The 26,300-nt window shown below is 42.0% G+C and carries 27 protein-coding genes; 10 read left to right on the top strand and 17 right to left on the bottom strand.

The annotated features are described in order from the left end of the window. Positions 1-184: 184 nt before the first annotated feature. From PseudUWO311_RS16835 to PseudUWO311_RS16845, 3 genes are read left to right on the top strand one after another with little or no spacing between them, the layout of a single operon-like run. Positions 185-415 (top strand): hypothetical protein, encoded by a 231-nt coding sequence (locus tag PseudUWO311_RS16835; protein ID WP_142656402.1) that lies wholly within the window; start codon positions 185-187, stop codon positions 413-415. Beyond that, the gene (locus PseudUWO311_RS16840) at positions 412-2,439 is read left to right on the top strand and encodes an ATP-binding protein (protein ID WP_142656403.1); all 2,028 of its coding nucleotides are present in this window, start codon (positions 412-414) and stop codon (positions 2,437-2,439) included. Before PseudUWO311_RS16835 ends, PseudUWO311_RS16840 begins: the two co-directional genes overlap by 4 nt. Further along, positions 2,430-3,752: a pentapeptide repeat-containing protein gene (locus PseudUWO311_RS16845; protein WP_142656404.1), complete on the top strand. Its 1,323-nt coding sequence runs from the start codon at positions 2,430-2,432 to the stop codon at positions 3,750-3,752. Before PseudUWO311_RS16840 ends, PseudUWO311_RS16845 begins: the two co-directional genes overlap by 10 nt. 430 nt (positions 3,753-4,182) lie before the next feature. Here the strand turns inward: PseudUWO311_RS16845 and PseudUWO311_RS16850 are convergent, their stop codons facing one another. After that, positions 4,183-4,455, bottom strand: coding sequence for a hypothetical protein (locus PseudUWO311_RS16850; RefSeq protein ID WP_142656405.1), 273 nt, complete (start codon positions 4,453-4,455; stop codon positions 4,183-4,185). Between the two features lie 98 nt (positions 4,456-4,553). Then, positions 4,554-4,697 (bottom strand): chlorophyll a/b-binding protein, encoded by a 144-nt coding sequence (locus PseudUWO311_RS16855; RefSeq protein WP_142656406.1) that lies wholly within the window; start codon positions 4,695-4,697, stop codon positions 4,554-4,556. Between the two features lie 567 nt (positions 4,698-5,264). On the opposite strand from PseudUWO311_RS16855, the gene PseudUWO311_RS16860 reads away from it, so the two are divergent. Then, positions 5,265-6,029, top strand: a complete 765-nt coding sequence (locus tag PseudUWO311_RS16860) for an SDR family NAD(P)-dependent oxidoreductase (protein ID WP_142656407.1) — start codon at positions 5,265-5,267, stop codon at positions 6,027-6,029. A gap of 205 nt (positions 6,030-6,234) precedes the next feature. Here PseudUWO311_RS16860 and PseudUWO311_RS16865 read toward each other — a convergent pair whose 3' ends face one another. The 7 genes from PseudUWO311_RS16865 to PseudUWO311_RS16895 all read right to left on the bottom strand — a co-directional run bounded on the left by PseudUWO311_RS16865 (position 6,235) and on the right by PseudUWO311_RS16895 (position 10,666). Beyond that, positions 6,235-6,405, bottom strand: a complete 171-nt coding sequence (locus tag PseudUWO311_RS16865; RefSeq protein WP_142656408.1) for an NblA/ycf18 family protein — start codon at positions 6,403-6,405, stop codon at positions 6,235-6,237. Between the two features lie 103 nt (positions 6,406-6,508). Beyond that, entirely contained in the window at positions 6,509-7,456 is a 948-nt protein-coding gene (locus PseudUWO311_RS16870; protein ID WP_142656409.1) for an SDR family oxidoreductase, read from the bottom strand. Between the two features lie 311 nt (positions 7,457-7,767). Further along, entirely contained in the window at positions 7,768-7,980 is a 213-nt protein-coding gene (locus PseudUWO311_RS16875; RefSeq protein ID WP_142656410.1) for a hypothetical protein, read from the bottom strand. A gap of 102 nt (positions 7,981-8,082) precedes the next feature. After that, positions 8,083-8,703 (bottom strand): class I SAM-dependent methyltransferase, encoded by a 621-nt coding sequence (locus tag PseudUWO311_RS16880; protein WP_142656411.1) that lies wholly within the window; start codon positions 8,701-8,703, stop codon positions 8,083-8,085. 174 nt (positions 8,704-8,877) lie between these two features. Further along, complete coding sequence (locus PseudUWO311_RS16885; RefSeq protein WP_142656412.1) at positions 8,878-9,528, bottom strand: glucosaminidase domain-containing protein; 651 nt, start codon at positions 9,526-9,528, stop codon at positions 8,878-8,880. A 345-nt stretch (positions 9,529-9,873) separates the two neighbouring features. After that, complete coding sequence (locus PseudUWO311_RS16890; RefSeq protein WP_142656413.1) at positions 9,874-10,260, bottom strand: hypothetical protein; 387 nt, start codon at positions 10,258-10,260, stop codon at positions 9,874-9,876. 10 nt (positions 10,261-10,270) lie between these two features. After that, on the bottom strand, positions 10,271-10,666 hold the full coding sequence (locus tag PseudUWO311_RS16895) for a hypothetical protein (protein ID WP_142656414.1): 396 nt from the start codon (positions 10,664-10,666) through the stop codon (positions 10,271-10,273). Between the two features lie 896 nt (positions 10,667-11,562). Here PseudUWO311_RS16895 and PseudUWO311_RS16900 point away from each other — a divergent pair. Continuing rightward, entirely contained in the window at positions 11,563-13,680 is a 2,118-nt protein-coding gene (locus PseudUWO311_RS16900; RefSeq protein WP_142656415.1) for an NB-ARC domain-containing protein, read from the top strand. A gap of 37 nt (positions 13,681-13,717) precedes the next feature. Here PseudUWO311_RS16900 and PseudUWO311_RS16905 read toward each other — a convergent pair whose 3' ends face one another. After that, on the bottom strand, positions 13,718-14,653 hold the full coding sequence (locus tag PseudUWO311_RS16905) for an NAD-dependent epimerase/dehydratase family protein (protein ID WP_142656416.1): 936 nt from the start codon (positions 14,651-14,653) through the stop codon (positions 13,718-13,720). 338 nt (positions 14,654-14,991) lie between these two features. Between PseudUWO311_RS16905 and PseudUWO311_RS16910 the strand changes: the two genes are divergently transcribed. From PseudUWO311_RS16910 to PseudUWO311_RS16920, 3 genes are all read left to right on the top strand, one after another. After that, entirely contained in the window at positions 14,992-15,906 is a 915-nt protein-coding gene (locus PseudUWO311_RS16910) for a TIGR04168 family protein (RefSeq protein ID WP_142656417.1), read from the top strand. Positions 15,907-16,140: 234 nt separating this feature from the next. Further along, positions 16,141-16,902 (top strand): WecB/TagA/CpsF family glycosyltransferase, encoded by a 762-nt coding sequence (locus PseudUWO311_RS16915; RefSeq protein ID WP_142656418.1) that lies wholly within the window; start codon positions 16,141-16,143, stop codon positions 16,900-16,902. Positions 16,903-17,054: 152 nt separating this feature from the next. After that, the gene (locus PseudUWO311_RS16920) at positions 17,055-17,447 is read left to right on the top strand and encodes a VOC family protein (protein ID WP_142656419.1); all 393 of its coding nucleotides are present in this window, start codon (positions 17,055-17,057) and stop codon (positions 17,445-17,447) included. On the opposite strand, the gene PseudUWO311_RS16925 is transcribed toward PseudUWO311_RS16920, so the two are convergent. From PseudUWO311_RS16925 to PseudUWO311_RS16955, 7 genes are all read right to left on the bottom strand, one after another. Continuing rightward, a complete protein-coding gene (locus tag PseudUWO311_RS16925; protein WP_142656420.1) occupies positions 17,444-18,031 on the bottom strand; it encodes a TetR/AcrR family transcriptional regulator in 588 nt (195 codons plus the stop codon). The genes PseudUWO311_RS16920 and PseudUWO311_RS16925 overlap by 4 nt on opposite strands. Positions 18,032-18,141: 110 nt before the next feature. Further along, positions 18,142-18,588, bottom strand: coding sequence for a cyanase (gene cynS / locus PseudUWO311_RS16930; protein ID WP_142656421.1), 447 nt, complete (start codon positions 18,586-18,588; stop codon positions 18,142-18,144). 75 nt (positions 18,589-18,663) lie between these two features. After that, complete coding sequence (locus PseudUWO311_RS16935) at positions 18,664-19,539, bottom strand: ABC transporter ATP-binding protein (protein WP_142656422.1); 876 nt, start codon at positions 19,537-19,539, stop codon at positions 18,664-18,666. Next, positions 19,536-20,342, bottom strand: a complete 807-nt coding sequence (locus PseudUWO311_RS16940) for an ABC transporter permease (RefSeq protein WP_411730038.1) — start codon at positions 20,340-20,342, stop codon at positions 19,536-19,538. Before PseudUWO311_RS16940 ends, PseudUWO311_RS16935 begins: the two co-directional genes overlap by 4 nt. A 303-nt stretch (positions 20,343-20,645) precedes the next feature. Then, positions 20,646-22,310 carry a CmpA/NrtA family ABC transporter substrate-binding protein gene (locus tag PseudUWO311_RS16945; protein ID WP_223807619.1) on the bottom strand — a complete coding sequence of 555 codons (1,665 nt, stop codon included), beginning with the start codon at positions 22,308-22,310 and terminating at the stop codon, positions 20,646-20,648. 584 nt (positions 22,311-22,894) lie between these two features. Next, the gene (locus PseudUWO311_RS16950; protein WP_142656423.1) at positions 22,895-24,037 is read right to left on the bottom strand and encodes an acyl-CoA dehydrogenase family protein; all 1,143 of its coding nucleotides are present in this window, start codon (positions 24,035-24,037) and stop codon (positions 22,895-22,897) included. Between the two features lie 81 nt (positions 24,038-24,118). Next, positions 24,119-24,658 carry an OsmC family protein gene (locus tag PseudUWO311_RS16955; RefSeq protein WP_094535158.1) on the bottom strand — a complete coding sequence of 180 codons (540 nt, stop codon included), beginning with the start codon at positions 24,656-24,658 and terminating at the stop codon, positions 24,119-24,121. A gap of 291 nt (positions 24,659-24,949) precedes the next feature. On the opposite strand from PseudUWO311_RS16955, the gene dapF reads away from it, so the two are divergent. Together dapF and PseudUWO311_RS16965 are read left to right on the top strand one after the other, a co-directional pair. Beyond that, a complete protein-coding gene (dapF, locus tag PseudUWO311_RS16960) occupies positions 24,950-25,795 on the top strand; it encodes a diaminopimelate epimerase (protein ID WP_142656424.1) in 846 nt (281 codons plus the stop codon). Between the two features lie 161 nt (positions 25,796-25,956). Continuing rightward, complete coding sequence (locus PseudUWO311_RS16965; RefSeq protein ID WP_142656425.1) at positions 25,957-26,295, top strand: histidine triad nucleotide-binding protein; 339 nt, start codon at positions 25,957-25,959, stop codon at positions 26,293-26,295. Positions 26,296-26,300 lie beyond the last annotated feature (5 nt).

Raw genomic sequence — 26,300 nt, forward strand, 5'->3', positions numbered from 1 at the left:
AAAGGTTATACTTAAAGGATACAGCTCAATGGATTGCGAAAAGTCTCAGTAGTTATAAATTGTCAAAAATCCTAAGTTATTATCAAATTATATATCTGATAATAATTAGAAATAATACAGCAATTTACAATTCAATGAAGCCATAATTTGTCTTAAGATCTGATATCAAAAAACAGTGATAACCATGAAAGAAGATGAACTTAGTCAACGCCTGAATCTTGAAGTAGAGACAATGAGTGTTAACAAACTTACAGAAACTGGCAACCTTGCTATATCTATGGGCTTAATTGCTGGACATGGATTTCATGGGGGAAAATATGAGATCTTGAGAAATGGAGAAGTAATCCTACTCCCAGTTAATGAAGCAGAAACCTATCTGGAGCAATTAATCAAAACAGCAACCGAAGAAGCATGATTGTATCTTTAAGCTCTCTTGCAAATACTTTTAAAAATACTTTGAGCAGTAATGCTGATTGGCTAAAGCGCAGTCAAAGTGATCTATATGCAGCGATCGCTAGGATTCGCTTGGTTTTAGAACGAAAAATAGCAGCAAAAAAAGGTGAGACTGTAGAAGAGCCATGTGAATCTACGCTACAGAAACAGCAAATTGATAGCTATCTAACCAGACTATGCGAAAGCCTTAGTCTTTCTGAATTTGAAAGAGATATTCTGCTGTTATGTGTAGGTCTAGAATTAATCCCAAGCTGGGGAGATCTCTGTGCGGAAATTGCCAACGATCCCAAGCAAACCTATGTCACCTTTAGCCTAGCGATGTCAGTGCTAGATAATACCGACTGGTCGGCCTTCTCACCAGCCGCAAATTTGCGTCAGTGGCATTTAGTAGAGATTGGTACAGGGAATGCGCTTACTGCAAGTCCTCTGCGAATTGACGAACGGATTTTGCATTATTTAATGGGAGATGAGCATCTTGATGAACGCCTACTCAGACTTTTAGAACCTATAATTGCCAATTCCGTCCAGATTGATTCCCATCAACAAGTTGTCAACCAAGCGATCTCTACTTGGGTAAGTGCCAACAAAGATCATCATTTAGAAAATTTACCTGTTTTACAGTTATGCGGTGACGATGTTGCTAGCAAAATGGCGATCGCATCCGAAGTCTGTAACAATCTGCAATTAACGCTTTATAAAATACCTGCTAACCTTCTGCCCCATGATTTAATCAATCTCCAGCTAATTGCCCAGCTATGCGATCGCGAATACGCTTTGAATGATATCGCTCTATTGCTAGACTGCGATCGCGATGAAGCACCCAACCCACATCAAGATATGGTGATCGGCTATCTGATCGAGATCCTCGCATGTCCGCTGATCATTAGTAGCCAAACCCGCCGCCGCCAGCATCAGCGAACGATCCTCACCTTTGATGTGCGATCGCCTTCGGTCGATGAACAACAGATACTATGGGAAGAATCTCTCAGCGATCTCGACAGTGAGATTAAAGATTCCCTTAATGGCTCCATTCATGAACTAGTCTCTTATTTTAATCTCTCACCTACAAACATCTACAATGCCTCACTTAAAGCCAAAAGCATTCATCTCCAATCCTCAAATAGCACCTTCCATCAATCACTGTGGAATGCCTGTCGTGCTCAATCCCGTCCGCGCCTTGATGAACTTGCCCAAAGTGTAGAAACAACGGCAACTTGGGAAGATCTGATTTTGCCATCTAAAGAAAAATTTGTGCTGCATGATATTGCCGCTCATGTACGCCAACGCTTAACTGTTTATGAAAAATGGGGATTTGCAGGTAGAAGTCGGCGGGGATTAGGTATTAGTGCTCTGTTTGCGGGAACAAGTGGCACTGGTAAGACGATGGCTGCCGAAGTATTAGGCAATGAGTTACAGCTTGATGTCTATCGAGTTGACCTTAGTTCCGTAATTGATAAATATATTGGTGAAACGGAGAAAAATCTCAAACGTATTTTTGATGCTGCTGAAGGTGGAGGCGTAATTCTCCTCTTTGATGAAGCTGATGCCCTCTTTGGTAAGCGCACTGAAGTTAAGGACAGCCACGATCGCCATGCCAATGTGGGAGTTAGCTATTTGTTACAGAGAATGGAGGCTTATCGCGGACTAGCAGTACTTACTACCAATCTTAAAAATTCTCTCGATCAGGCATTTTTAAGAAGGTTACGTTTTGTGATTCAGTTTCCTTTCCCTGATGCGGAGCAACGCGCTGAAATCTGGCGGCGAGCTTTCCCAAAGCAAACTCCCACTCTTGAACTAGACTACCTAAAACTTGGTAAACTCAGTGTTGCGGGTGGTAATATTCGCAATATTGCTCTAAATTCAGCTTTTATTGCCGCAGATCACAACGAACCTGTGCAAATGAAACATATCTTGCAAGCTGCCAAAATTGAGTATATTAAACTCGAAAAACCAATGATGGATGCGGAGGTAAAAGGATGGGTATAGGTAAAACTGCGATCGCTATTTCAGCACTCATCACTATTGTTACAGCAACATCAGTCATAGCTGCGAATCAAAGCCATGTTGATCAATTAATCAAAACTAAAGAATGTTCGGAGTGCGATCTGCCCGATGCCCGACTCGCGGGAGCTGACTTGATCAATGCCAATATTCGAGATGCCGATCTTCGTAAAGCCGATATGCGTGGGGCAAAGCTAGATGGCGCGAAGTTTATGCGATCAAATATGTTGGGGGCAGATTTGCGCTTTGCCTTATTGTCAGGCGCTGATTTTTTGAAAGCAAATTTGCTGGAAGCAAAACTTGAAGGGGCTAATCTATTTCGGGCAAATTTAAAATACGCCAATCTCGAACGTGCAATTCTCAATCAAGCTTCTTTAAAAAATGCTGATTTACAGTTCGCAAAACTAATCGGGGCAAAAATCGATGGCGCTAATCTCGAAAGCGCCAATCTATCCTTAGCTGATCTCGAAAAAGCCGATCTTTCCAATTCGCGCCTCAAACGTGCAAATCTCCGCAGAGCTAATTTTAGCGAAGTGAATCTGACAAGAGCGAATCTAGAGGGAGCAAGCTTAGAGGGAACTACCTTTGCGGGAGCGAATTTATTTCATACCGATCTGCGATCGAGCAAAATTGATAGCGACACATTCTTTGATCCTAAGTGGTTTCTAGTCTGGAAGATTGTCAATCAGCGCGTAGAAGGACAAACTCTGGTAGCGGCGGATTTGTCGGGTGGGAATTTCGAGAAAGCCAATCTTGCTGGCGTAAATTTAGAAGATGCGAACTTCACAGAAGCCTATCTATTCATTACGAATTTACGGCGGAGTAATCTTGTTCGTGTCAAGTTTAATGCTGCGAATTTACGCTATGCCGACCTGACGAAAGCAAATCTCACGGAAGCTGATTTTGCTGGAGCGCAATTATCAGATGCGAATCTCGAAGGAGCAAATCTGCGTCTTGCCAATTTGCGAGAAAGCATCATTAATGAAGAGACAATTCTCGATCGCAAGTGGCGGACAGTCTGGGAAATCGTCAATCGAGGTGGGGAAGATCGCAATCTAACTAAATTCGATTTGTCAGGTGCAAATCTGCGCTTAGCTCGTTTACGGGGTGCGCGACTAGTTGACGCAGATCTCAGTCAGGCTGACTTGCGCGGTGCTGATTTTGTTGGTGCAAATTTGCAACGCGCCAATCTATCAGGCGCAAATCTCACGGGTGCAAATCTACGCGGTGCGGTTTTGAACGGTGCAAATTTTTGCGGTGCAACCTTGACCGATGGAACTATTGGCAAATGTAAATAAGCCCCATTAGGGAATTTCGGTGCTATAGAGGTTTTCAAATGAGAGTGGTACAAGCGTCACATTCATAAAACCAGCCGAAGAAGTCAGACATTGTGTCATTTAGCTGTGGTACAAGTACCTCAGTCACATAAAACAAAAAAGCTACCGCATTGTTACTGCCAAAAGCGGTAAGAGCTGGATATAATTTTGACCATTTGTGGGCGGATAAACCACCGCCAAAGCCATTCAGGAAGACTAATGCTGATGTTGAAGTGTCTTAATTCTATGGTTCTACTTGAGCCTTGTAATAGACCATTTTGCTAAGTTTGGTCAAGACCGAATGTTCTTTAAAACCACGAGGTATAAACATTGATTTATTACTCGTATTGTTTTGCGTGGATAGCTTTTGAAACCGATTAACCAGCAGCAGGGGCGGATGACCAACAGAAACCTAAGCGATTGAACTGGTCAACATCCACAAATAGGTGGCGAGCGCCAGAATACCCAGACCAATGAGAGTTTCTCTTTGGCTGGTCAGCCAATGTTGCGAGCCGTGCAAAAAATGGTTAAAAGCTTTGCGGCGTTCCTTAGCTAGTGCTGTCATCAACTCAGCCACTCTAGTATCTACTTCCTCGAGAGGGATTTCGCCCTGTTGATAAGCAGCTTCTAACCGATCTAGATTTTGCCAGTATTCTTTTGTTGATTCGAGAAGATTGGGGAACATATACTAATAATCTTGAATGTAATTGGCTACCAGAGATAACAGAAGAATGGGCTAACGCTGTCACAGAAAGTTTGGTGGCGGCGCTGAATGCTTTTTGACTACATCAGACCCAACTGAGACAGAATTCCCTTATCGGTAAGGAACTCGGTGGCAATGCCGATGATGAAGCCGAACATAGCTAGGCGACCGTTCCAAGTTTCTGCGAATTGGGTGAAGCCGAACTTAGTATTTTGGTTTTCCATGAGCTTAGTCCTTTGTGATTCCTGCACCCATTGGGGCTGAGTATTAAGTTTTATTAATTCTATTGTAAATAATTATTACATAGACTTGACTTAAAGGACAAAATTAATTTTCTGTCGAACGGATCTCTTCCATTGTGAGGAGTCGGTCAACCGAAGCTTTCCAACCCATCTAGGGTTGGCGGCTTACCAAAGAAGCAGGATTCACCAAAATCAGGCGATCGCAATATTAGACGGCAATTAATACCAAAGGACAAAATGGCTATGCCATTTTGTCCTTTTAAAACCCTTACTGTGTTTGATTTTTAATTCACAAAAGTGTTGTCACACTTTCGTGAATTGGTATAACATCGCTTCTTTGTCAATCTCCGAGTGCGGATACTTTGAATCAAATACCTGGCTTCAAGACAGAGAGATCTGTCCGATTTGCCACAACAGGGGCAATTCCCTAGGATTTATTATTTTCATTACAAAGAATCATTACAGTGATTTGACTTTTAAAGCACAATTGTAAACAAGCTCTCAGTAGATCGGGCTCAATTCAGTTCTACTTTGAGGACGGATAAACAGATGAAATACGAAATTAATCAGGGCAATGTTTTAATTGTGGGAGCAAGTCAGGGCATTGGTCTGGGTTTTGTCAGAAAGCTCCTCCAAGATGGTAGGAGCGCTAAGATTTATGCCACCTACCGCTGTCAGGTATCGGCAGATGAACTATTGACCTTAAAAAGCGAATATCCTGAGAAAATCTGCTGTTTGGAAGTAGATGTCACGGATGAAGGACAGATATCCCAAGCTGCTGCCTGCATCGGGGAAGAGGTGGGGAAATTGCATCTAGTTGTCAACTGCGCGGGCATCCTTCACGAAGGGAACATTCAACCTGAGAAAAGCCTTAAACACATCAATCCAGAGCATTTACTGCGCTACTTTCAGGTTAATAGTGTTAGTTCCCTCCTACTAGCCAAACACCTCTTACCCTTATTCCGTCACGGCGAAAAAAGCATTCTAGCGGCGATTTCTGCTAAGGTCGGAAGCATTGGCGATAATCAACTCGGTGGATGGTATGGCTATCGCGCCTCGAAAGCCGCGCTGAATATGTTCATGCGGAATGTAGCCATCGAGTACCGCCGCACTAGCCCTCGAACTATCGTGATCATGTTACACCCTGGTACGACTGACACGCGCCTATCCCAACCTTTTCAAAAGAACGTGTCGGCGGAAAAATTGTTCTCGGTAGAGCGGACTGTTACCCAATTACTAGAAGTGATCGGAAATCTTGACGAAGGCGATAGTGGGCAGTTTTTCTCTTGGGATGGAAGCCACTTACCTTGGTAAGCCAAAGTCTGACGCTAAAGATACGATCTTTTTTGGATGTCTTATGGTTATGTTGTTCCTAAACCCCGAAGAATTCCAAACTGTACCAGCTTTCACAAAGGGTAATATCTTCACAATAGACGAACCTTCACTCTCCCTTACTAGTGGAAGTTGGAACTCTACCGAAGTCAGATTAATGCTATCCGCTCTAGCTATCCCATATTTGCTAGATACCATTCTTAATTAATTCTCTAAATAAGTTTTCCTTGACCATCGATTGGCGCAAAACTTCTAGTAACAGTTCTTGCATAGTTGGTAAGTCTAGTTGATCGACCTGTTTTTTATAAACTCTCAAACTGAATTCTTGCTCAATGCTTAGACCGATGGAAATGTCCATAGTTAATAATTAGATTATGAGTGATTATGTTCAAAGCTGAGAAAACTTGCGAGTGCTAACATTCAGCTTTGAATCGTCGGATGAAACGATGATTGTGTAGTTCTCAAACAAGCAGTTGAGGGTGAATTAAATCGTATCCTGCTGCTTTGATCTTCTGATTACTGACTTGCAAACTTTTGCGTTGAAGACTCGATTTGGAGGCATCCCACTGTACTGGAGGCAGACCGTAAGCAGAACAGACCCGCCCTATCTGTTCTTTGACAGTGAGTTGGCTATCATCAACTAGATTGTAAATTCCCTCCAGACCATTTAACCGCGCAAATTCGATCGCACCGACGATATCATCACGGTGAATCCAATTAATAATGCGATCTCCTTTACCTGGCATCGTCATCCCAGCCATACCGCCAAACATATTAACTAGATCTCGCTCAGGCCCATAAATTCCACCTAGGCGCAGCACACAAACTTTTTGGTGATGATTAGCTGCTTGTAGAATGATTTGCTCCGCTTGATGTAGCACATGACCCTTCTGATCTAGCGGGTCGATGTGAGCAGTCTCATCTACCCATGCGCCTTGTCTGTCACCATAGACAGAACAACTACTCAAGTAGATAATTTGCTTGACATTCGGAGCTTGGTCTAGAGCAACAACCAAATTTTTGGTCGTGTTTATGTAGGTATCTGCATAGGTCGATTCAGACGCTTCTTGAGAACCCATAGGAGCAACGCTCACTAATAGAGTATTTTGACCTTCGAGTAGTGACTGTAATGACGTGAGATTATCCGCTTTCATCAAGACTACTTTGGAGACGATTTCCGAAATTGCAGCTACCCGTTCTCTACTGGTGGTCGTACCTGTTACATCATGACCACGATCTTGCCAATAGTCAGCGACTGCGCTGCCAACATAGCCACAGCCAAGGATAGCCACATTCTCGAACAGCGGACGATTCTGAGTCTGCTGACGAATTAGTTTGGCAAGGAGATCCATATCCAATGCCGAGCTAGTTTCACCAGAAGAATTATTTTTGTCAATGGAATCGTACATGTTTTTGGGTACTGATTAATATCGAAGGTATTTGGAATCTCGTATCAATGAGCAGACAGGAAATAGACCTTATCCATTAATGGATCTTATTGTTCTGCTAGGAATCGATTGTGGTTGTGAATCAATCTAAAGCTTATTGTTAACTTTTGTAACAGTCTGTAGACAGATTATCAATAATTACTTTTGTGGAGCAGTTCGGATAACTGTTGTTGGGTTGGCGTGAGGAGTGGAGCCGTGAGCATCCCTAAATTAAACGTTCAATCCGCAGTCTAGATTCAGAGCGAGTTTTGCCCAAACTCGCTCTGAATCGATTACAAGGCGTGAGTAAGAACAATCTCGATCGCTGAGGCAATCACCGCACCCAACAAACCAAAAGTGAGGTAATTTCCAGTTTTAGTATTTGAACCTAAGAGTCGATCTTTGTTGCTAGCGGAAAAGAACAGAGACCATGCTTGAGTTGCATCGATCTTCTGAAAGCGATTAAATTCGGCATTAAAAATTGGAGCTGTATTTTGACTTTGCATATAAGTACAAGAATTTTGAACTACTGTAATAAATCTTAATATAACACTAGTCCAATTTTAATGGTGGTACGGTCAGAATGAGATCGGGATACCGACATTTGCTTATTCGGCAGGGACTTTTTTTGCCACGAGGACTAGCCATGATTGGTTTGCGATCGCAATTCCAGTTGGACGGTAATAATGCTTCAGTATTTGAAATTTTGCTTCTAAAAGTTTTGGCACGAGGGTTTCATATTCCCATCCACATACATAGCGATAACCCGTTAGTCTTTCGGAAAAGCCTTCGTGATTTCCCCGCACCATCGACATCACTAAGGCTCCGCGATCGCATAAAGCATCATGTAAAGCATGAAGCACCCGCAGCATATCGGCTCTGGGTACATGGATTAATGAAGCATTGGCAAAGATGCCGTCAAAGTGATTTGCGGGTAAATCAAGGCTTAAAAAACTCTGCTCCCATACTGGACAACCAGCCGCCTGTTTTGCCATTTCCACAAATGTCGGAGTAGCATCCAGTCCCGTTACTTCGTGTCCCATCGCCTGAAATGCAACTAGATCCCGCCCAGGACCACAACCCAGATCCAAAATCTTACCTGTCTCTCTAGGCATAGCTGCGATCAGAGCTTCACGATTTTGTGATACATCATGATTCCATGTGCCGACACGATAAGACTCTGCGGTCAGTTGATATTCTGCGATCGTGATCTGTTCGTGTTTTTCCATGCTAAAAATAAAAGTCTTATAGTGAAGGTGTTGAACAGATTTTAGCGGAGGAATCAACAAATGCTTAATGCTCAGCATTTCAACTTTGATATCTCAATTCTGCTGTTAGCGATCTGTTTTAAAGCCCAAAAAAGGATGAGGCGGCGCTTCGCGCCGCCTCATCCTTTTTGGACTTTAAACAAAAAACCCAGCCAAATCATAGAGCCGACGGAGAATTGCCATAATTTTTTTGTCGTAGTTAACGTCCTCAGCCCAACGACCTGCGAGTTGCCCTACCAAAGGCGCAGTACCCCGTTTCACTAAACTAAATCTCGGGTCAACTAGTGGCTGTACTAAAGGCTTCGTAGTGGCGTATGCCTTGAGATGTTGGATCTGGGCTCTGACACCAATGCGCCGATCGCTAAAGCTATCCCCCCTCGCCCCATTACCGATCGCGCCAATACCACCAAAATTATTCTGTTCGGGTTGAACATCACCATCAAATTGCAGAAATCCCGTTTCTAAGCACATCTGACAAAAAGCGATGTCATAGTTAACGCCCTCGATAGTTGCTTCTTCCCGATAGATCGCAGGTAAGTCTCCATAAAGATTTAAAGGTGCTTTATTTAGTCGTAAAAGCCTTAAAAGCTGGACTTCTGAAGTAGTTCCATCGCCCATAATGCGATCAATTCTTCCAGCAAGAACACGAGAACACAGCTTTTCTCGGCTAGATGCCTGAGCAAAACTAGCAAAATCTTGAGCTTGAGCAGCATTTTTACCGAGGCGATCCAATGAGAATAGCGCGATCGCCCCAGCCCCGAATTGAAGGAACTGCTTTCTTCTCATAACTGTTTTGCTCTGTCTGACTAATAATTAACTCTGTTGTAATAAACGTTAAGTAAGTTTTGCTGTTTTTGACAAGGGGGATTTGACGGATATTGGGTGCGAGGGTCACTGCAACTGCGAGGGTCTTGGGAGTATGCAGATGCACTATCCGTGAATGGGAACAGCAAAACGGAAGCAGAAAGAACAGAAAACAATAATTTCATGATATTTACCTTTTTTACAAATGATTTAAACCAGTTGTTTTCGGACTACAGATATTTATAAACAATAAAAATATCTTTTAACTGATTTCATGCTTTTTTAAGCTATTTAGCTGAATTAAATCGGCATCAATATTTCAAAAACTTAACAAGCTCGTTGCTTGAGAAAGTCTGGGATTGCAAGCTGCTCTGAACGACCGAATTGAGAAGTGCTAGTGTAGCGAAGGCTTGTTGATACAGCGGAAATTATCTCTGGGTCTTGTGTTGAAGCTATTGCTAAATCAAGAAACAAGCTTTCAATCATTTGCATTGATTCAATTACCCGATGTTTGATCTTGATCTGATCGGTTGCTGACCAGAAAGCTCGAGATTCTTCGGTGGAGCAGTCTGTCATCAGGATCTCAATCTCATCTAGTAGATTGCGTAGATGATTACTATCGCCTTCTTGTTGAGGCTCGAAATCATTTTTTACCAACCGAGGTTGAAACTGATGTACATAGATCGGTGGTGTGGGGAAAGCATCACTTTGCATATATCCTCCCTTATCGCTGTGTTACTAAGTGAGGATAAACATAATGCTGGCGACGATCGTCTGAGCGTTCAGGTAATTGCGTCGATAGGTGTAAATGTGGATAGGGTAGATCTGCTAATACTTCTAAAATGCGGCAAAAGTCTCGCTGTTGCTTTCTGCCATTTAGAAAGTGCGGAACTTCTGAAGAATTAGTGTTTTTCTGTAAGTATTGGCGAAGATTGGCGATCGCATTCCAAAAGCTACACATCTCCTCATGGGTGCAAGCTAATAAAAATGACTCTATCTCAAACAGTAGCTGCGAAAAGCGTTCTGCAATGCTAGGCCTAACACCAAACTGAGATGTTTGGTGAGGATGGCTCGATATTAAATTAAGGTGACGTTGGGGCAAATGATGGGGTGCGCTCATGTTTCAATGCCTCTACTTGTGAGGTTATATGAGGAAAAGTCGTTTTTTGTCGGAAAACAAGATTTTCCTATTGCTATATGTACTTACCAGTGATACAAGAGTTAAATATTTCTTTATGTGAGGGTAAGTGAGTTTGACGAGTGTCGCAAAGGTTTTGAAGGTGAATAAATCAACTAGACAACCTTTGTTCGCAATTAGCATACAATCCAAATCTCAATTTGCACACCAGAAAAAATAGTATTTTTTGTCAGTAAATACATGAATAAAATCAAAAATGCTGATTAAAATACTATTGAAATTTTTACATTTATATAAAGCAAAAATAGTTCGCTATTTATTTGCTGATTTATGAATTGTAATTACATTAATTTAAAAACTTTTCTCATTTAGAAAATTCTTGATCAAGTCGCTAGTATTTTGCAGAAAGTCAAAACAAGATAATTAAATATTTTGTTTGCAAAAACAATAATTTATGGTTGGATTAGTTGCACTTGCTACTTGCCTGACATCTGCTAAGCCTTATCTATGTAGATATATCAGAAAAGACAAGAAAAAATTGATACATATCAAAACCAATGTCGGACTAAATCAGGATCTGACAAAAAATCAGAAAAATCTATTGCAAATACAAAAATATATGTTATTTATCTAGCGTGAAAAAACAAGAATATGTTTATTAATTCATCTGTAATTGCTGTAATTAGTCATCACAAATAGGTGATTAATTTAATTACTAGATAACGTCAGGCAATAAGACAATTTCAAGCAAGTGATCACTTATCCAGAGCATTTGTTTGAGTTCTGAAATTTGAATTCTAAAATTCAGTCCTGCTTTCGCCATTACTAATCCGATATCGAGACATTCACTGAGACATTAATTGAGAGGAGTTACGAGCATGACCACGATGACTATTGAAGACGCGATCGCAATTGTTGATTCAGCCTTACAAAACAAGCGCTTAAGTAATATTCAGGAGCAAGTATTTCGCCAAACATGGGATGGCAAGACTTATTCTGAGATTGCTGAGTCTTGCGGCTATGACTCCTCTTATATTCGTGATGTTGGTTATCGTCTGTGGAAAATCTTGTCGGAAGCTTTTGAGGAGAGGGTTACCAAGCATAATCTACAAGTCGTAGTGCGGACTCAATCCAAAAATTTTCAGGTACAAGAAACTCAACTAGATTTAAACCAGACGATTGCTCACAACCCTCTGAGCCTCGTTAATCCTCATAATGCTGAGCCGATCGCTATCGATGTTAATGCTAAGCGCTGTGATTGGGGCAATGCGATCGATACATCAATTTTTTATGGTCGTACCCAAGAACTTGCTACGGGCAAAAATTGGATAACTAGCGATCGCTGCCGTCTTTTAGGAGTATTCGGCATGGGCGGGATCGGGAAAACTGCCTTTGCCACTAAGCTAGCGGAACAAGTGCAATCTGAATTTACGCTGATCGCTTGGAAATCCCTACGTAATGCGCCAACTGTAGAAACGATGCTTGCAGAATTGGTCTGCTTTTTGACAAATCAAGCGATCTCTACTTTGCCTCAAGATCTAAACAGTCTCTTGGGACTATTCATTCCTGTACTGAAGCAATCACGCTGCTTGATTGTGTTGGACAATGTCGAGTCAATCCTTCGCAGTGGCGAAATTACCGGGCAGTACAGCGAAGGCTATGAAGGCTATGGCGAGTTATTTCGTCAAGTTGGGGAAGTGCGTCATCAAAGTTGCTTGATTCTGACCAGCCGCGAAAAACCCCATGATGTGTTGCCTCCCGACAGCAGCGATCGCATGGTGCGTTCTCTGCAATTGACTGGCTTAAAAGAAGAAGCGCGACAAATGTTTCAACCAGATTTGGCGAGCGCTTCAGCAACTCGGAAATTGATCGACTTCTATTGTGGCAATCCCCTCGCATTGACAGTCGTGTCGCGTTCAATCAACAGCATGTTCGATGGTGACATTCAAGAATTTCTCGACCAAGAGGCGAATGTGTTCGGGGATATTCGTTATCTGCTTGATCAACAGTATGGTCGCCTTTCCGAACGTGAGCAACAGGTGATGTATTGGCTAGCAATCGAGCGTGAACCGATTACTACTGACAATCTGCGTCAAGATATTGTGCCAATGATTTCTAAATCACAAATTTTGGAATCAGTGATTTCTTTGCGCTGGCGATCGCTGATCGAGAAGAATGCCAACAGCTTCACGCAGCAGCCTGTGGTTATGGAATATATGACCGATCGCTTAGTTGATATGGCATACAATGCGGCGATTGAGCGTAGTCCCGAATTTTTGATGAGTTATGCTCTCGTCCAACCTCGCGCCGAAGACTACATTCGCGAAACCCAGATTCGTCATATTTTGCAGCCACTTACCAATCGCCTCTTGGCTTACTACGGCACTGTCGATACTTTGCAGCGCGAATTGCATAGCTTGCTGGAGACTTTACGCGATCGGCAAACAGCAATTGGCTATGCTCAAGGCAATATCATGAATCTCCTGAAAGCATCTCAGACTGACCTCACTAAAAGCTTTTGCCGATTCCCAGAACGGGTAACTGAACATTCTGATCTACAAATTTTAGAGAGACTACTCGAAAGCGATCGCGCTGGTGGGCTTGCCACATGGGATCATCGGATTCCTTGGGCTAATAATCCTCTCGCTGAGCAAACTTCCGAGACAAAAACCCAAATCCGCAGTAAAAATCTTTACTATCAATGGACAGAAGGCTCCCTCGAACAGTTGCAACAGGAACTGAAGCAACAACCTAAATTCCGTAAGAAGTATCATGCTTGGCTGAACGAGACTGAATTTGCAGCGATAGATGCTGATTTTGAAGCTGTAAAAATCACCGATACGCTCAATCAACCCGTTGATGCAAGATTGGTCTTTATCAACGAGGTGAAGATTGTCGAGCCGCCTGCTAATCTACCAACTCCAAGCGATCGCCGCGCCCAAGCCAGAAAGAGAAAGCAAGATTTACGAGCCAATCGTTCTAAAAAGCTTGGTTAAATAAATAGAAAAGCTTCCCAAAGGGAAGCTTTTCTATTTATTTAACTTCTGCTAGTAAATTTGCGAGGCGGGGATACTTTGACATCAAGCCAAAGGTTTCTGGGGAGACGATGTCATAGGTGAAATGGCGTTGCGCTATGCAAAAGCGATCCCATGCGGCGACTTCGATACGGAATAATTTGATCACTGTATCAATTAGGAATGGATTTAAACTCAATTGCCAACCAACTTTTAAATTCAAGTATTCACTGAATTGGGCGATTAAATCATTAGCAGTTAATTTCTGCATTCCTAAAACTAGACGTGCGGGAGACGAAGGAACTGAAGGCGCAGTCAGGAGATGAGTAACCACTTGAGCAATATCGATCGCATGAACAAAATGGAAACTACCATCAGCCTTTAAGAACCTCGCATAAGGGACATATTTAAGAATATCCTTCAGTCCCTTAGAAAGATGGGAATAGGGTTTGTCTGGAGCACCACCAAAAACTAGAGTTGGGAAAACGGTAATCAAGCGATCGCGAATTATCGAATTTTCTACAGCTTCAAGACAGGCATGTTTCGAGGCAATATATGGTGTGCCAATTTGCCCTGCCTCAGGAATAATCTGATTATGGGAATCCAGAATACTGGCTGTGGAGAAATAGATAGCACGTTCGCACACCTGCGGGTCGAGCATCGAAAATAGCTCAATGGTTTTATCACGGTTAACCACAAAAGCTTCTTCTCCCCCCCAAGCAGCAGCGGTACTGACAACAAATTCCATCGTGCGAAGTAAGTCTTTGTGATTACCGATATTCTGCATCGAATCTTCGATGACATGGACGTTAGGGCGATCGCTAATATCAATTTGCAATTTGTTGCGATCGCGCACCAGCAGATATAGCTCGTAATCAGTTTTGGCTAAGAGCATCTCGATCAAATAATGACCAACACAACCACTAGCACCTGTTATAAAGACTTTTTTCGGCATTCTCTTAATAGTTCTTGGATTTTAATGAATCAGGTAAAAAAAGCACTGCTTTTATTACCTGATGTTACGTGGAATTTGTTAATGTCACAATTTATTCGCGTCGTGATTTACCACAGTACGCTCGTAGGGGCTTAGCATTTGCGCCACAATTTTAACCTATCACAAAAAAATCGATCCGCAAATGCTAAGCCCTCTAAGCTTTTACAGACAATTTGTCACTGCGTTGTGAAGTTTTGGGCAAAGCATTCCCAAATGAAGAAAATAGGTTTCCCCAACAGGCTGCTAAATACATTTTTTATTTATGATAATGAGGTAACATCCATTTTTACAATTAGGTCATGTCAGATTCGTCAATTAAAATAGCTGTTGTTGGGGATGTTCATGATTTGTGGCAGCCTGTTGAAGATCGCTTAGCTCTTCTGTCTTTGGGAGTTGATTTAGTTCTATTTGTTGGGGACTTTGGTAATGAGTCAGTAGAAGTTGTCAGAGTGATCGCCAATCTTGATATCCCGAAAGCGGTTATTTTAGGAAATCATGACGCTTGGTACAGTACCTCAGACAGTAACAAAAACTCTAAAAAAAACGAATGTCCTTACGATCGCACTAAGGAAGATCGTGTGCAGCAGCAATTAGATATTTTAGGCGAAATGCATGTCGGATACAGTTGGTTAGACTTTCCTGAATTAAAGCTCTCAGTAGTTGGAGCACGTCCTTTTAGTTTGGGAAGCTCTATATGGAAAAAAGAAGCTTTTTATCGCGATCGCTATAACATTAAAAATTTTATGGAATCAACTCAACGCATTACTGAATCTGTTGCCAACGCGGCTTACGAAAACATAATATTTTTAGGTCACAATGGTCCCTATGGATTAGGTAGTGAGGAGCATTCTATTTGTGGCAAAGATTGGAAAATTGGTGGCGGTGACTATGGTGATCCCGATTTTGCAGAAGCACTTTCTCAATCTTATCAAATGCGAAAAACAGTTCCCTTGGCTACCTTTGGACATATGCATCATAGTTTACGCCTCAATTCCCACCGAACTCGTGATGCGATCGCAACTAACGACATGGGGACGATTTTCCTTAATGCTGCTTGTGCTCCGAGAATTGTCAAAAATAATGAAGGAGAATACCGTAACTTCTCTATTGTCAGTTTAGAATCTGGACTAATATCCCAAATATCTCTTTTATGGTTAAATTCCTACTGTCAGATAGTCAGTGAGAAGATTCTTTTCAAGCACAAAATATCGTAGCGTTTTTTAAATGATCACCTACACATTTGAAAACAAAAAAATAATCCTAGTAAAAGTTTTAAGTTTTCATCTTGCCTATAGCAATGAAAGAAATGGCTAGGATAAGTCAATCTCCAAATAGAAGTGACGCAAAGCGCCCACTCTATTTGGGTTTTATGTCTCAAGCAAAACTTTCATTGCTACATAGCAAAATGAAAACAGCTATACCTTCGGTCATAATTAAATGATAAATTGATGATCTCGCAGTATTTGGAGAATGTTATTTTGCGTCAGTTTGCTGTCCTTGGTATGCCCGTTCATATCCATGAAAACTATACAGAATGGCTTGTCCAAAAATTACAAGCTAATCAAGGTGCTCATGTTGTGACTCTGAATGCAGAAATGACAATGCAGGCACGCAAAAATTCTGCCTTGGCTAAAGTCATTCAACAAGCCGAGTTAGTTGTCCCAGATGGAGCTGGGATTGTGCTGTACCTGCGATCGCAAGGTGAAAAAATTAATCGTTGTCCAGGAATTGAACTATCCGAGCAAGTTGTGGAGATTGCAGCCAAGAAACAATGGCGGATCTTTTTGCTTGGTGGTGCTCCTAATGTTGTCGATAATGTTGTCGATATTTGGCAACAAAAATGGGCTGATATTGCGATCGCGGGAACCCATCATGGTTATTTTGATGAAGTACTGGAGCAGCAAGTCTGTGAGCAGTTACATAGCTCTCAACCAGAGCTGATTCTTGTTGGTTTAGGTGTACCGCGCCAAGAGCTATGGATTCAGAAATATCGCCATCTTAGTCCCAATGCCGTGTGGATTGGCGTAGGTGGTAGTTTTGATATCTGGGCGGGCACAAAAACTCGCGCTCCTGAGTGGTTTAGCAACAATAATCTAGAGTGGCTATATCGTCTCTATCAAGAGCCTTGGCGGTGGAAGCGAATGCTCTCACTTCCACATTTTGTCTGGTGTGTCACCAAAGATTCTTTATTCAAAGCCAAGAAAATTTAGTTTAGCAGCCCTGCACTCAAGTGCGGGCTAAGAGCTAAAGTCCACTGAAGTGGACTACGGAATGCTTTTAATTAACCCGTTTCAACGGGTTTGAGCTTTTAGCCCGCACTTGAGTGCAGGGCTTGAGTGCAGGGCTACTACTTAAAGAGACAATGCAACATCACCATACTTCGATTAAAACTGCGGATATTTTTAAGGCGATCTCCTTTTACGAAGCCTTAGGCTTTGAGGTGACTGAGCGCTTTACCGCAGGAATTACACTGGCTTGTTGGATGCATGGAGCTGGGACTAATCTGGAACTAATACAAGTTCCTGAGCCAAAGAAGGCTCCTGATGCTTTTGGTGATGAGCATTATGTGGGTTACTATCACCTATCGTTTCATGTGGAAAATTTGGAAGCTTTTTTGCAAGAACTTGTGAATAAATTAGGGAAGATCAAATTATTATTGCCGCCAAGAGAGCAAACTATAGGCGATCGCACATATCAAGTTGCTTTTATTGCTGATCCTGATGGATTACCAATAGAGCTAATGGCAAGGCTTTAGACCAGTGCATCTTTAAGCAACTGTCTAATGCTAGCAAATCCCCGTTTGAGACGTTCAGGCTGATCGTAAAGTCGGGCAATTAATAGCACCCCTTCTAGCATGGTCAGAATTTGTTCTGCTAGTAAATCTGGATCAATGTGATCGCTTAATTGCTCTTTCCCATCTCGTAACATTTGAGCAAATAAGGCTTGCCATTCATCGAAAACCTGTTGGAGATGAGTACGAAAGGTTTCGTTATACTCGGCTAAATCAACAATTAAGTTTCCCAATAAACATCCTGCACAGTTAATTTCCGCAAGATGTTTTGCTTCAATTTTATCAATTGTCAATATGAGCCGTTGAATTGGATCATCAGTAACTTGAGAAGCAGACAGAAAGGCATTTTCTCTGATTTTGTGCCACTGGAAATCAATCAGCGCATGGGCGAATTCATCTTTTGATTGGAAGTAGTTATAGAAACTGCCAGACGAAGCTTGAGTAGCAGTAAACAACTCCTTTAAGCCAGTCGATTGCAAACCCTGACGATGCACAAGATCGATCGCTGAGGTGAGAATATCTTCGCGTGTACGTTTGAGATTTGCCATAAACTAACTGATTTTCATATTAGGCATAGCGTTGAAACTTGTGAGGGGTTGCGGTTTTCGTTTTGCCTAGGCAAAATGAAAACCGCTATATTTGTTGAGAGGAGGTTATGTTACCACTTTTTATAGGCTAGGAACTTGCCGTTCATCGTGACTTTGACGCGATCGCCTTTGGGATCTTCCACTTTGTCAATATCGAGGGTGAAATCGATCGCACTCATGATGCCATCACCAAACTTCTCATGGATGATTTCCTTCATAGGATAGCCATAGACCTGCATGATTTCATAGAAGCGATAAATCAATGGATCGGTGGGTACAACTGGCCCCAACCCTTTACTAGGGTAGGAACTTAGAGCCGTGATTATATCTTCCCCTAGTCCTAGTGCTTCAGCGATTTTCGTAGCTTGTTCCACACTAGCGCTATTTTGGCCATAAAAAAGCGAAGCAATCCACACTTCATCTTGACCTAATAGTTTTTCGAGGTCAACAAAAGTTAAGCCTTTGGCTTTTTTAGCGGCTAATAGAGTTCGAGTAAAAGATGGAAATTCAACAGTCATAATGTTTTTGATGTTTCTAAGTATTTTGTATTGGGAATGTAAAAAATTTTGCATAGCAAATTTTTTTACATTTTCCTATATTCTTGCAGCTTCAACAGCACGAGTTTCGCGCATAAGATGCTCTTCCATTTCCGCTTTGAGATCATGATATCCCGATTGTTGACCGAGATTTTCACGCGATCGTGGACGGGGGAAAGGCACATTTAGGATTTCATCAATCCCTGCGGCAGGTCCTCGCTTCATCATCACGATTTTATCAGAGAGCAGCAAGGCTTCCTCGATACTATGGGTAATCATCACCACAGTTTTACGTTTCTGTTCCCAAATACGAGCTACTTCATCCTGTAGGAATCCACGAGTGAGGGCATCAAGTGCGCCAAAGGGTTCATCCATCAATAGAATTTGAGGATCGATCGCAAGGGCGCGAGCAATGCCTACCCTCTGTTTCATCCCACCAGATAGCTCATGGGGATGCTTTTTCTCAGCTCCTTTTAAGCCAACTAATTCGATATATTCATAAACACGACTTTTGCGATTGGCGAGAGACATTGTAGGATAAACCGTTTCGATCGCAAAATGTAAGTTCTCGGCAACTGTCAACCAAGGCATCAGAGCATAGTTTTGAAAAACTACACCGCGATCAGGACCTGGGGCGTAAACTTCTTCCCCATTGATTAAAATCGCACCACTGGAGGGACTAGTTAAACCTGCAATAAGATTGAGAAGTGTGGATTTACCACATCCAGAGGGACCAATAATCGAGACAAAGGTATTGGGCGCAATGTCAAAATTAATATTTGCTAAAGCTACATAATCTTTAGAAGTACGGCGAGTGAGCTTATTGATCAAGCCACTTCTGCCTCGATAGACCATTGAAACATCGCAGATGGAAATCTGTGCTTGCTGAGTTGCCATATTTGCAGATGCTTTTTCCATAGAAGACACGATCATACTTCTCTCCCAAATGAAACCCAATGTTGAAGCAATCCAAATAGGCGATCGATGACTAAACCGATCGCGCCGATTAAAAGAATCGCTGTAATAATGCTAGTAATACTCAAGTTATTCCATTCATTCCAAACGAAGTAACCCACGCCCGTACCACCAATCAGAATTTCCGCAGCCACGATTACCAGCCACGCAATCCCTGCACTAATTCGCATTCCTGACACAATACTCGGAGCCGCCGCAGGTAAAATCACCTTCGTAATTGTGCGCCAAGGTGAAGCGCCAAGGGTACGGGTCACATCGATATAGGTTGGATCAACATTACTTACGCCGAATTTGGTATTAATCAGAGTCGGCCAAAGACTGGTAATTGCGATTACAAAAATAGCAGTACTTTCTGAATCCTTGATTAGTCCCAAACCAATGGGCAGCCACGCTAGAGGTGATACAGGCTTGAGGATTTGGATAAATGGATCGACAGCCTTGGAAACCACGGGAAATAGTCCAATCAGAACTCCTGAAGGGATCGCGATCGCCGCACCCACGGTAAAGCCAATCGCAACCCGACGTAAACTGGTAATCAAGTGCCAACCAATCCCACGATCATTTGTTCCCTTTACATAAAATGGGTTGGAAACCCAGCCCCAAAAGTCGGTTAAAGTTTGTGAAGCAGAGGGCATCAGGGGAGAAAACCAACCTTTAACTGCACCTACTTCCCAAAAAATCAATATCGAGCTAAGAATCAATAGGAATAGAACAAATGCTTGTAGATCTTGATTAGGCAATATGCTTTGAATTACTGCCATAATTGGGTTTGATCGTGGTCGAGACTTGGGCATTGAAGGAGAATAGTCCATAGTTTTCTATCATTTGGATTAATTTAATTGAGGCTTGGAGACCAAGCCCCTACAACATGTATGGCTACCGTGAACACCCAAGTCGGACTTACCCCCTTTAATTCCCCCTTGCAAAGGGGGAAGACCAGAAATCTTTTTCCCTCCCCTTTGCAAGGGGAAGGTTAGGGTGGGGTAATCCCCTGAGGTGTTTACAAGGTAGACATGTATGTAGAGATTTGGTATCCAAATCCTCTTTTCAAGATGATGCAGAATCTAGACCTTGAACTGCTTAATCTGTTCTTCGATATAGGCTTCAGGCTTAGCAGGATCGAAGGAGTCGTACTTCAATTTCTCAGTTCTTTCAGTTTCCGTTGGAGGAGTTTGACCTAATTCCTTCGCTAACTCACGGGCAAGATCGGTCTGATAAATATCTTGGGCGATAGTTTTATAGTCAGCCTTATCTTTTGGCATTAATTCCCAACGCACAAACTGAGAAGAAATCCATTTTGCGAAACTCTTCCAAGGATAGGGATCAAAACCAACGCGATCTGGAATATCGAAGGTATTGCCCTGACCATCCTCAAACTTACCAGTTAACACTGCTTTTAAGACTGGTTCAGGTTGATTGAGATAGTTTTTACCTGCGATCGCCTTAGCAATTTCTTCACGATGTTTAGGATCATTGGCATAGCCAGCACCATCAATAATCGCTTTGTTAATTGCGCGGTAAGTATTCGGATTGGTATCAATCCATTTCTGACTAGCTGCAAAAGCACAACATGGATGTCCAGCCCAAATATCTTTGGTGAGCAAATGGATAAAGCCAATCTTATTAAAGACAGAACGTTGGACGACGTTATCAGGTAGCAAGAATGCATCAAGCTGTCCCGCTGTCATTTTGGCGATCGCATCAGGAGGTGGAATCACTTGAATCTGCACATCCTTATCTGGATTTAGTCCACCCGCCGCTAAGTAATAGCGCAACAACAAGTTGTGCATGGAGAAGGCAAAGGGAACACCAATACTAAATCCTTTAAAGTCTTTGGCTTCTTTGACCTTGCCCAAGTGCTGTTTGGCAACTGAGATCGCTTGACCATTAATATTCTCAATACTGGCAAGCTTTATAGGAAATGCGGTAGAACCTAGCCCCAAAGACATGGATATCGGCATAGGTGAAAGCATGTGATAGGCATCTAACTCACCTGCGATCGCAGAGTCGCGAATCGCAGCCCAGCTAGGCATTTTCACCAATTCCACCTTCAGTCCGTACTTCGTATAAAATCCTAACGGTTCCGACATGATAATCGGGGTGGCACAAGTAATCGGTAAGAAACCAACTTTTAAATTGGTTTTCTCCACTCCCGCAGGTGGCTTGTTGGGGGTATTGGTAGTTGCCTTAGAGGGAGTCTCAGGAGGAGGAGCAGAAGGACATCCTGTGAGCGTTACCACGGCGGCGGCAGCGGCTACTTTAATTAGAAATTCGCGCCGACGGAAGGTGCTAGATTGCAATGTATCGGTAAAGAATTCCTGTGCTTGGGGACCAAAGGCAGCATTAAAGGCTTCCTCAACACCGCCAGCCATCTTGATCAGGTCATAGCAAATCCGCTTTTGACTTTCAGAAGCATGGGATAATGAACCCTGTTCCAAAAGTTGCCACAGGTCTGCTTTCATGGCGTTGGTTTCCCATGACTGCGCCATCAATTGAGCGCGATCAGAGTAGTGACCCATCCGCATCAGGTCATTCACCAATTCCACAGGATCTGTCGGCATTCCTTCCATAACGCTCTGATGCTGATCAGCATTATGATCTGCGCCACAGGGACAAGCATTCCATAAATTATTGTTTGTTTGAGCGACAGAGTAATCAGAAATTTGAGCAGAGATTGAGTTATTTCCTATCGCTGAAGCGACCATCTGTTCTATCAGGTGAGATGTCATGATTGGTTATTGTTTGTATTTTAGAGAATAATTCTTAATCTAATGAATGCAGTTCAATTAGCCATAAATAGCTAAAGATAAATTTAATTATTAGCACTGTAGCAACTTGTTTGTAATTAAATCGGTATAGACATATACGAAAAGTATTGCATTATTAATATGGAGATAATTTGTAGATCATTTTTATGCTGAATATAAATCGATTTTCTAGCATCAAAAAACTAATAAAATACATGAATTATATATAAATCCCAAATAAATTACTATAACCTAAGACTTAAAAAAACAAGGGGCTTAAGCCCCTTGCATCTAATATCAAAAATATTTTCTGCTTTATATAATCGGCAATTATTATTGTGTTGATATAAGTAGATTGTTAGAATTAAAAGTAGGATGTGTTAGCGATAGCATAACGCATCTTCTATAGTCCTTAAATCTAGTTTATACCGACTAGTTTATAATTTCTTCTCATCAGGAAATAACAAAATTTTATTTTAAAAATAGAACTTTGTTAGGAGCTTAGATTATGATTTAGCCTTTTAAATTTTAGCTATACTAATCTTATAAAAACTAGCTATTTCTAACTAAGACATACTTGCTAATACTTTGCGTAAATGTTTGAGCGCAGGTGTCACCATAGCAACGAAATATGATTCGCGTAAACGGCGATCATACACGCTACCATGTACATAACCGATCGCACCTGCATGGAGCATTAAAGATTGCGAAGCTCTAAGTGATAACTCTGAAGCAGTTGCTCTCGATTCAATTACTTCCCGCAAAATTTCCTTGCTGACAATTTCCCGACCATGCCCGATCGCTTCAGCTAAACGATAGGATTTCAAGCGCAAAGTTTCGAGTTCACATTCCATTTCATCGGGACGATCATCGAGGTATTGATTGACATGTTGTTTAGTTCTATCAATCCTTAGCATTAAATCAATACAATTTTGAGTCAAGCCTAAGCCCATCCCCACCTGCATTAGGATAAATCCTGCTTTGATATATTCCACATAGCGATCGCATGGAGCCGCTAACACCCAATCATGACTGATAAAAGCATTACGAAACAAACATCTAAATGTATTCGTCCCTTCAAGAGCAATAAAATGCACATCTTGCCTTAGTTCTAGTCCTTGCATTCCACCCTGTGCGATCGCCATCAGATAGTTATCAGTTCCTTCTATTTGAGCAGATATCCCAAATAAATGCTGATCGCCTATATTAGAAACCCAAGGCAATGTGCCATTGAGAATATAACCACCTTCGCAAGGCGTAGCAATGATTTTGATCTTCTCAATGCCTGCAAAGTGTTTCATCGGATTCGATAAACCCGTTCCCGACAAAAGCTTTCCCGTTGCAACTTGCGGTAAGATTTGTTCTCTTAGAAAAGGATTATCAGTATTTTGTAAATACCAAGAGCAAGCATTGTGACACCAAGTCATAAACCCTGTGCTCAGACAAGTTTCCGAAACTATTTCGATCGCCTTTAATGCAGGTAATACGCCACGCCCCGTACCACCATATTCTGTACTAACACCTTGACCATATGCACCCAGACTACCAATATAGCGCAAAAATTCTTCTGGATAAATACCTTTTAAATCAATGTTAGTAACATCAGGTGCTAATTTTTGAGCGATCGCCTCTTTTAAACTCTGCATTAAAGCTGCATCAGTGAGCAGTTTGTCTTGAGGTTTCTTGATTATGATTTCACTAACCTGCATTGCTTCTTCCCTTATCTTAAACTTTTAATATTTTTTGATTAAGCCCAAATATGCCGCGCTTAGCGCGGCATATATTTCATTTTATGCTAGAGAAACTTCCATATCCACAGGATTACGGAAAGTATTCGCAACTGGCGACCAGTAATTTGCATGTTCTAGAAGTTCAGCAAGTTCTTCCTTAGTCGCATCGGACTCGATATCCACTTTCACACGCACAGCACTAATGCCTAAACGCTTCTTAGATAGATCTCCAATACCCCAAACACCTGTGATATTAATATCGCCTTCGAGATATAACTCTAATTTGGAAAGCGTAATTCCACGCATGATTGCGTTAGCATGAATGCCCACGGACAGACAAGAGCCTAGACAAGCCAGCAAAGCTTCGGATGGGTTAGGAGCAGTATCTTGTCCAAGTAGAGTTGGGGGTTCATCAATGACATGCTCAGGTAGATCGCGCACATAGGTTAGGTTGCGAAATTGCCCTTCACAGACTGTCTTTACTTTCAATGTGCCGATGACATTGGGGTTAGCTTGTGCTTTCGCAGCCAAGGCTACCAATCCATCTTTGCTAACAGGACGCAAGGGAGTAGTTACGGAGGCAGTCACAGTTGTAGTCATGGTTTCAAATACTTGACGTTTATGCTTACTTAAATAAATAGAACGATCTATACAATTAAATACTATACAACCTCTCGCAATTTCCGTATCACATATTACATATGTGATACGGAAAGTTTTGCTCCCAATAAGATAAGTGGCGGCGCGAAGCGCCGCCACTTATCTTATTGGGTTTTGATTTGCTTTATAGTACCAAATCAAAAAAGGAAATGAGGTGCTTTGCACCTCATCTCCTTTTTTGATTTGTCGATGGAGATCGATATAATATTCAAAAATATATTGAATTAATCCATGTCGATCGCATTTAGTAAATATCACGGCTTAGGTAACGATTTTATCCTGATCGATAACCGTCACATTACCGAACCAATTCTCACCTCTGAGCAGGCTGTCAAATGGTGCGATCGCAATTTTGGTGTTGGTGCAGATGGTGTCATTTTCTTGCTGACTGAGGCAAATGGTGAACATCGGATGCTGATTTTTAACTCCGATGGCTCTGAGCCAGAGATGTGCGGCAATGGAATTCGTTGCTTAGCTAAATTTATGCAGGACTTGAATATCCCAACTATTGATCGAAAGTATCAGATTCAGACTGGTGCTGGTTTGATCGTGCCACAGATGGATGTGGATGGACAGGTCACTGTGGATATGGGCAAACCATTTTTGACTGCCGCCGAGATCCCGACGACTCTGGGCGAAAGCGATCGCAAGGTTGTCAATCTGCCGCTTGAAGTTGGTGGCAAGACTTGGAATGTGACGACTGTGAGCATGGGCAACCCTCACTGCATGACTTTTGTGGATGATGTTGATACGATTCCTTTAGCTGAGATTGGAGTTCTCTTTGAACATCATCCCGTATTCCCAAAACGGACAAATACGGAATTTGTGGAAGTCGTTAATCGCAGCTATGTGAAAATGCGCGTATGGGAACGTGGCGCAGGAGCAACTCTGGCTTGTGGTACAGGCGCTTGTGCGACAGTGGTTGCTGGTGTGTTAAATGATCTTTGCGATCGCATTTGTACTGTTAATCTGCCTGGAGGCGATCTCAAAATCAACTGGTCAGCCGAAAGCGATCGCATTTTGATGACTGGCCCTGCAACTCTTGTGTTTACAGGCTCCGCGAAGAACGAATTGTAAATAAGTTGTGGCTATTGCGACGCTTTGCGTCACAATAGCGCTAAAAATAAACGAACCATAAGAAATTTTTTAAAAGTGTCGCAAAGCAACACTTTTAAAAAATTTCTTGGTTTTGGTTTGAGCGCAAAACGCTGTATATACAAAAAATAGAGGTTTTTAAAATGAGCGAAACTATATTCAGTAAAATTATTAAGCGAGAAATTCCTGCAAGTATTCTTTATGAAGATGATCTGTCACTTGCGTTCCGCGATGTCAATCCTCAAGCTCCTGTCCATTTTCTAGTCATTCCCAAAAAGCCAATTGTCAAGCTTTCAGAAGCAACAACTGAGGATCAATCATTGCTTGGGCATTTGTTATTGGTAGCAAGTAAAGTCGCCGCACAAGAAGGCTTAACCGCTTTTCGGTTAGTTACCAATAATGGCGCGGAGGCAGGGCAAAGCGTGTTCCATTTACATATTCATGTTTTAGGCGATCGCTCCTTTGCTTGGCCCCCAGGTTAAGAATT

The organism is Pseudanabaena sp. UWO311, assembly GCF_006937785.1.
Classification (GTDB): domain Bacteria; phylum Cyanobacteriota; class Cyanobacteriia; order Pseudanabaenales; family Pseudanabaenaceae; genus Pseudanabaena.

Excerpts from the sequence above, each read along its gene's own strand:
- PseudUWO311_RS16835 (WP_142656402.1), top strand. The coding sequence starts at position 185 with ATGAAAGAAGATGAACTTAGTCAACGCCTGAATCTTGAAGTAGAGACA.
- PseudUWO311_RS16840 (WP_142656403.1), top strand. The coding sequence starts at position 412 with ATGATTGTATCTTTAAGCTCTCTTGCAAATACTTTTAAAAATACTTTG.
- PseudUWO311_RS16845 (WP_142656404.1), top strand. The coding sequence starts at position 2,430 with ATGGGTATAGGTAAAACTGCGATCGCTATTTCAGCACTCATCACTATT.
- PseudUWO311_RS16850 (WP_142656405.1), bottom strand. The coding sequence starts at position 4,455 with ATGTTCCCCAATCTTCTCGAATCAACAAAAGAATACTGGCAAAATCTA.
- PseudUWO311_RS16855 (WP_142656406.1), bottom strand. The coding sequence starts at position 4,697 with ATGGAAAACCAAAATACTAAGTTCGGCTTCACCCAATTCGCAGAAACT.
- PseudUWO311_RS16860 (WP_142656407.1), top strand. The coding sequence starts at position 5,265 with ATGAAATACGAAATTAATCAGGGCAATGTTTTAATTGTGGGAGCAAGT.
- PseudUWO311_RS16865 (WP_142656408.1), bottom strand. The coding sequence starts at position 6,405 with ATGGACATTTCCATCGGTCTAAGCATTGAGCAAGAATTCAGTTTGAGA.
- PseudUWO311_RS16870 (WP_142656409.1), bottom strand. The coding sequence starts at position 7,456 with ATGTACGATTCCATTGACAAAAATAATTCTTCTGGTGAAACTAGCTCG.
- PseudUWO311_RS16875 (WP_142656410.1), bottom strand. The coding sequence starts at position 7,980 with ATGCAAAGTCAAAATACAGCTCCAATTTTTAATGCCGAATTTAATCGC.
- PseudUWO311_RS16880 (WP_142656411.1), bottom strand. The coding sequence starts at position 8,703 with ATGGAAAAACACGAACAGATCACGATCGCAGAATATCAACTGACCGCA.
- PseudUWO311_RS16885 (WP_142656412.1), bottom strand. The coding sequence starts at position 9,528 with ATGAGAAGAAAGCAGTTCCTTCAATTCGGGGCTGGGGCGATCGCGCTA.
- PseudUWO311_RS16890 (WP_142656413.1), bottom strand. The coding sequence starts at position 10,260 with ATGCAAAGTGATGCTTTCCCCACACCACCGATCTATGTACATCAGTTT.
- PseudUWO311_RS16895 (WP_142656414.1), bottom strand. The coding sequence starts at position 10,666 with ATGAGCGCACCCCATCATTTGCCCCAACGTCACCTTAATTTAATATCG.
- PseudUWO311_RS16900 (WP_142656415.1), top strand. The coding sequence starts at position 11,563 with ATGACCACGATGACTATTGAAGACGCGATCGCAATTGTTGATTCAGCC.
- PseudUWO311_RS16905 (WP_142656416.1), bottom strand. The coding sequence starts at position 14,653 with ATGCCGAAAAAAGTCTTTATAACAGGTGCTAGTGGTTGTGTTGGTCAT.
- PseudUWO311_RS16910 (WP_142656417.1), top strand. The coding sequence starts at position 14,992 with ATGTCAGATTCGTCAATTAAAATAGCTGTTGTTGGGGATGTTCATGAT.
- PseudUWO311_RS16915 (WP_142656418.1), top strand. The coding sequence starts at position 16,141 with ATGATCTCGCAGTATTTGGAGAATGTTATTTTGCGTCAGTTTGCTGTC.
- PseudUWO311_RS16920 (WP_142656419.1), top strand. The coding sequence starts at position 17,055 with ATGCAACATCACCATACTTCGATTAAAACTGCGGATATTTTTAAGGCG.
- PseudUWO311_RS16925 (WP_142656420.1), bottom strand. The coding sequence starts at position 18,031 with ATGGCAAATCTCAAACGTACACGCGAAGATATTCTCACCTCAGCGATC.
- cynS (WP_142656421.1), bottom strand. The coding sequence starts at position 18,588 with ATGACTGTTGAATTTCCATCTTTTACTCGAACTCTATTAGCCGCTAAA.
- PseudUWO311_RS16935 (WP_142656422.1), bottom strand. The coding sequence starts at position 19,539 with ATGATCGTGTCTTCTATGGAAAAAGCATCTGCAAATATGGCAACTCAG.
- PseudUWO311_RS16940 (WP_411730038.1), bottom strand. The coding sequence starts at position 20,342 with ATGGCAGTAATTCAAAGCATATTGCCTAATCAAGATCTACAAGCATTT.
- PseudUWO311_RS16945 (WP_223807619.1), bottom strand. The coding sequence starts at position 22,310 with ATGACATCTCACCTGATAGAACAGATGGTCGCTTCAGCGATAGGAAAT.
- PseudUWO311_RS16950 (WP_142656423.1), bottom strand. The coding sequence starts at position 24,037 with ATGCAGGTTAGTGAAATCATAATCAAGAAACCTCAAGACAAACTGCTC.
- PseudUWO311_RS16955 (WP_094535158.1), bottom strand. The coding sequence starts at position 24,658 with ATGACTACAACTGTGACTGCCTCCGTAACTACTCCCTTGCGTCCTGTT.
- dapF (WP_142656424.1), top strand. The coding sequence starts at position 24,950 with ATGTCGATCGCATTTAGTAAATATCACGGCTTAGGTAACGATTTTATC.
- PseudUWO311_RS16965 (WP_142656425.1), top strand. The coding sequence starts at position 25,957 with ATGAGCGAAACTATATTCAGTAAAATTATTAAGCGAGAAATTCCTGCA.